The sequence below is a fragment of the Variovorax sp. P4_D9 genome (assembly GCF_056401695.1).
The window spans coordinates 1-4888 of sequence record NZ_JBFUIU010000667.1; the positions used below are offsets into that span (position 1 = coordinate 1).

General features: G+C 62.1%; 4 protein-coding genes and 1 pseudogene. 4 read left to right on the forward strand and 1 reads right to left on the reverse strand.

Going from position 1 to position 4888, the window contains the following annotated elements:
- The 4 genes and pseudogenes from AC1DY5_RS42110 to AC1DY5_RS42125 all read left to right on the forward strand — a co-directional run.
- A pseudogene (locus AC1DY5_RS42110) lies at positions 1 to 174 on the forward strand (4-hydroxyphenylpyruvate dioxygenase); the annotation flags it as partial.
- An 863-nt stretch (positions 175 to 1037) separates the two neighbouring features.
- Positions 1038 to 1286: a hypothetical protein gene (locus AC1DY5_RS42115; RefSeq protein WP_478120368.1), complete on the forward strand. Its 249-nt coding sequence runs from the start codon at positions 1038 to 1040 to the stop codon at positions 1284 to 1286.
- Positions 1258 to 1551 carry an addiction module antidote protein gene (locus AC1DY5_RS42120; protein ID WP_478120369.1) on the forward strand — a complete coding sequence of 98 codons (294 nt, stop codon included), beginning with the start codon at positions 1258 to 1260 and terminating at the stop codon, positions 1549 to 1551. Before AC1DY5_RS42115 ends, AC1DY5_RS42120 begins: the two co-directional genes overlap by 29 nt.
- A gap of 306 nt (positions 1552 to 1857) precedes the next feature.
- Entirely contained in the window at positions 1858 to 3723 is a 1866-nt protein-coding gene (locus AC1DY5_RS42125) for an ATP-binding protein (protein ID WP_478120370.1), read from the forward strand.
- A gap of 662 nt (positions 3724 to 4385) precedes the next feature.
- Here the strand turns inward: AC1DY5_RS42125 and AC1DY5_RS42130 are convergent.
- A partial coding sequence (locus tag AC1DY5_RS42130) for a LysR substrate-binding domain-containing protein (protein ID WP_478120371.1) occupies positions 4386 to 4888 on the reverse strand: 503 nt, incomplete at its 5' end.

A 4888-nucleotide genomic window follows, 5' to 3' on the forward strand; every position in this document is an offset into this window, starting at 1 on the left:
CCCGCGCCTGGCCTGCTGCTGCAGATCTTCTCGGAGACCGCCTTCGGCGGCCCGGTGTTCTTCGAGTTCATCCAGCGCAAGGGCGACGACGGCTTCGGCGAAGGCAACTTCAAGGCCCTGTTCCAGTCGATCGAACGCGACCAGGTGCGTCGCGGGGTGCTGAGCGCGGCATGATCTGATCGCGGCGGGCGAGTCGCGCTTGGCTCTCCGTGCCCGTTCGGCCGGGCCTTGAGGCTGGCCGTCGTGGTGGGTATCCGGTGAGCCCGCCGCCCTGCGTCTGCTCGACGCCGCGAGCTGGTGTGGTCAGCAATATCGATGGCCCGATGCTCAAGTATGTCGAGGGTCCGATGACGAGCGTCGAGGGCGCCAGCGGCGAGCGCGACCCTCATTGCGGCTGATCAGAACGGATCTTGCTCGTCGGTTAGTGGACCGTCCGGTGGGTTGATTCGCAGATGCGCAGGATCGTGATTGAAGTCGGTGGGAAGCCGCTTCTCGTATTGCAGTCATCTGCGCCGCGAATCTGATCGGCAAGGATCGGGCGCGGCAGAGTCGTTCGCTGCGCCGGTCAAGCGCACTTGCGCCGGCAGGTGGTGCTGGCGGTGCGAGGTGGCATGACGCAAGGCGAGGCCGCGGCGCCTGGCTCCTCCGGGCGTCGCGGGTCGCGCGATCGCGTGGCGGAGAACTGAAATGTCGCCACCGCGCGCGATGAGGCGATGCGCCCTATCACCCAGAGGCGAGGGGAGAGTGCTTAAGGTGAGACGTTTCGCTGTCGGCCGACCCGCTCTGGTCGACGTGACCTCCCGATGACCCCCCGCGGCTGCTCGAAAGCTCGACGCATGTGCTCGGCAGCTTTAGACACTGGCTCGACGAAAGCGAAGCGGCGCGATCAGGTCCGCCCAAGGGCCCTGCCCGGCGGCGTGGTGCAATTCCGGGCCGCATGGTTGCGCGGTTGCCCGTACATCCGTTTCCGATCGAAGGAGCAGGCGGGCGAAGCAAGCAATGCTTGCAATGTGTAGCCACAAGGCTACAATCCTGGCATGTACACGGTCGTCGAATCTGAGGAGTTCGAGGAATGGCTCTCTTGGGCTGAAGGATGGCCCGACCCGGATTCGGCTCGCGCGCAGGCTCGACAAGGCTCGCCGCGCGAACCTGGGGGACATCAAGCCTGTCGGCGGCTGTGTCTCCTGGGCGGCGGCGACAAGTCCAGCCAGGACAGCGACATTGGACGAGCCAAAAAAATGGCTCTGGAGTTGCAAAATGAGCAAGATCAAAACCCGCCAGTTTGACATCGCGAACTACCTCACGAATGATGAGGATATGGCCGAATATCTTCGGCAGGTGATCGACGACAACGATCCCGCCGAACTCGCCGGCGCGCTCGGCACGATCGCACGAGCCCGGGGGATGGCCCAACTCGCCCAGGACACCGGACTTTCGCGCGAGAGCCTCTACAAGGGTCTTTCAGGTGATCGAGCACCCAATAGCGAGACCCTGTTCAAGGTCATGCGAGCCTTGGGGTTCAAGCTGACAGTGGAGCTTGCGCACAACTAGCGATGCGCGCCATAAAGATATGTACTTATCCAGTGGTCCGCGTCAACGTCTGATCATCGATATGTTCCCTTCTGTTGATGCGCAGGCGAGCAGCAAGCTTGTGGTTCTTTCGACAGTCGACTGTCGACCGTCGCGATGCAGAGCGATTCGGCATCTGAGCCGACGCCGAGCGTGAGGTTCACTGCGACGGTCTACCTCGCCGGCGCTGGTATCGCCGGCTTGTGCGAACACATAGACTTAGTCTGATACGGTCATGCCAAACAAATCCTATGCGCGACAACCAGCAGAAGTTTTTTCGGCCGTTCTATGAAAACAGATCTGAAGAAGGGGCCGCAATCACGCCCGCGAGCGAAAGGTCCCAGAAAGGACAAGCCGTCCGACGCGGGCAAGCTCAAGATCGGTGACGATTGGAATGCCATCCGTATCATCGCGCTCTCGCAGAGCAATCCGCTCAAGGCCATCGCTGAGTTCGTTGAAAACAGCATCGACGCCAACGCGAAGAACGTGACGATTACCCGCGGCCGGGAGAACGGCGCGCAATACCTGTCGATCAAGGACGACGGCGATGGTGTGCCCCGCGACGAAGCGGGCCTGCCCAATTTCAAGTATGTCGCGACCCATATCTGCGACTCGATCAAGCGGCGACTGAAGACCGAGGGTCGAGGCAATGGACTGCAGGGCGAGTTCGGCATCGGACTCCTGAGCTTCTGGACTGTCGGAGACACATTGACGATGGTCTCGGCCGGCCTCGATCAGCGCGCCTATCAGATGTCGATGAGCAAGGGCGACGCCCGATACGAGGTCACGCAGCGGCGCGTGTTGTTCGCCGAGCGAGGCACCGAACTCAAAATAAGTCCGCTCCTTGAGGGAATCCGCAACTTGAGCGGAGAAAAGATTCAGTGGTTCCTGGCTTCCGAGCTGCGCGATCGCCTGCGCAATGAGAAGGTTCGAGTGATCGTCATCGACAATCTCGCACGCAAACAGTACGAAGTCGAGCCTCGCGCGTACGAGGGGAGACTTCTGCACCAGTTGCCGACAGTGCGCACTCCGTTTGGAGATGCATATACAGAGTTGTACCTTGCGCAACCGGCCGACAGTTGCCGGGTTGCGTTGAGCCGCTCCGGGACGAGGGTCGTCGAGGATCTTGCGACCCTGCCAGGGCTCGAGAGCATGCCTTGGTCCTCTCGCTACCTCCAAGGTCTGGTGGACGCGCCGTTCCTGAATCTCACCCCGGGCACGCGCAGCGGCGTCATCCACGACGAGCGGTTCGCCGCACTGCTTGAAGGGGTCAAGCCTCTCGCAGCTGCAGTGAGCGTTGTCATCGAGGCCCAGTTGCGCGCCGAGGAGGAGCAGGCGAGCCAGCAGTCAATGCGCGCGATTCAACGAGCGTTTCGCGAGGCGCTTCTGGCCCTCCCGCCCGAAGAATACGACTGGTTCGACATCAAGGACCGCGAAGATCGTGACGGCGGGAACTCCAAACCTGCGACAGGCGATGTCGCCGCGCAGGATGAGATTTCCGGTCTCGAGCTTGAAGTGGTGGCGATGAATGGTAGCGAGCAAAYGCAGTTCTTCGACTACGCGGGTCCGTTGTTCGGTGTGGTCGTATCGCCGGCGGCGAGCACGATGCCGGTCAAGGAGCGACGGCGCTTCAAGGCGCTGCCGCGCGATCGATCGCGCCGCCGTGTCACGCAAGATCTGTTGTTTGCCTGGGAAATCGTCGAAGGCGAGGGCTCAATCAACTCGACCGTCGACCAGGAAGTCGAGTTTTCAGCGACTGAAACGCCAGGCCTAGTACGCCTGCGAGTGACCGTGAGGCAGCATGAACTCGGCTTCGACGCCGAGGCACTCGTGACAGTGACAGACAGCGTCGATCTCCTCGTGAATCCGGCGGCCTCGAATGCGCGGGGATTGCCAGGCTACGCGTTCGAACGGGCAGCGGGGGCCCTCTGGAGATCGCGATTCGATGCCGAACGGAATGTCATCGTTGTGAATAACGGGCATCGAGACTTCGTCTTTGCGACCAAGAACCGCGCTTTGCAGCTTCGATACCTCGTCCGGCTGTATGTCAAGGAGCTCGTCCTCAAGAATTTTGCGGGAGCACCCGCGGAACAGCTGCTCGAACGCACGGTTGAGCTCTCGCTCTATGCTGAGGAAAAACTCAAGCCTGGCTGAGGGATCGCGTAAGCGTCCGTTAAGAATCTACGCCTTAGAACTTGAACATACTGTAACTACTATTCACCACCAGAAGCGTGTAGGAAGGATCGAAGCGGCCATCGGCCGATGATCGACCCGTCGACCCCTACGACCGGTTCAGACTGCGCCCGTCATTCGCCAGGGCCCTGTCGGATGTCGGCGGCTGACGAAACCCGACCTTGGCGTCTTTCCTCGCGAACGGCCGGTCTACCTTCGGAACTTGACCTTTGCCGACATCGTCGATGAATTCGGCATGGGTGACAACGGACGATCAGGACGACATCGTGCGCGAACGACAGCTCCTGCAATTCGCGAATAGGAGCTCCGGGCCCTACCCTGCCGGTCGTCAGCGACCGCTGTACGGCAGGCATGCAAAAGCCGTCCTCCCGCTCAATGAACGCGGATGACTGCAATCGACCGCCCTGCGGACGCTCATGGCGCGCTACTCCCCGTCGTCAAAGAAGCCAGATGTCGTTAGCGCTTGGATCGTTCGGGGGGAACAGGGCCGCGATGCAGTGGCGTACGGCGAAGCTGGCTCGTCGCTCGGGCGGCTGGCCGCCAAGCTGGCGGCGATGACAGGCGTCAGGTGCTCATCGGTTCGTTGCGCAGGAACTGTTGCAGGCGTTTGTGTCCTCTCACCGTCAACGGACGGAACTGTACGGCGCGAACACTTCCACCGTCCAGTCGACAAAGGCGCGCAGTTTGGCGTTCATGTGCCGGATGGACGGGTAGGCCACCGAAACGGCCATCGGCGGCGGTTCCCAGTCGGCCAGCAACTCGACCAGCGCCCCGCTCTCAACGTGCGGCTGTGCCATGAAGGCAAAGGTCTGCGCCACGCCGAGTCCAGTCAACAGCGCCGTCAGGTGGGCCGTGCTTTCGTTGACCGCGATGACGGCATGCCCATTGATCTCGATGCGCTCTTCGCCGCGCTCGTAGCGCGGCGGAACGTAGCGCCCCGTGCGCGACGAGAAGTAGCTCACCACCCGGTGCCCTTCGAGCAGGTCGGCCGGCGTCCCGGGCGTACCGTGGCGCTTCAGGTAGTCGGGCGTCGCGCAGGTCATGTAGGGCATCTGCGCGACGCGGCGCGCCACTAGCGACGGGTCGCTCAGCACGCCGCCTCGAAGGACGCAATCCACCCCTTCGC

Coding starts and splice junctions, on each gene's coding strand:
- AC1DY5_RS42115 (WP_478120368.1), top strand. CDS start 1,038: ATGTACACGGTCGTCGAATCTGAGGAGTTCGAGGAATGGCTCTCTTGG.
- AC1DY5_RS42120 (WP_478120369.1), top strand. CDS start 1,258: ATGAGCAAGATCAAAACCCGCCAGTTTGACATCGCGAACTACCTCACG.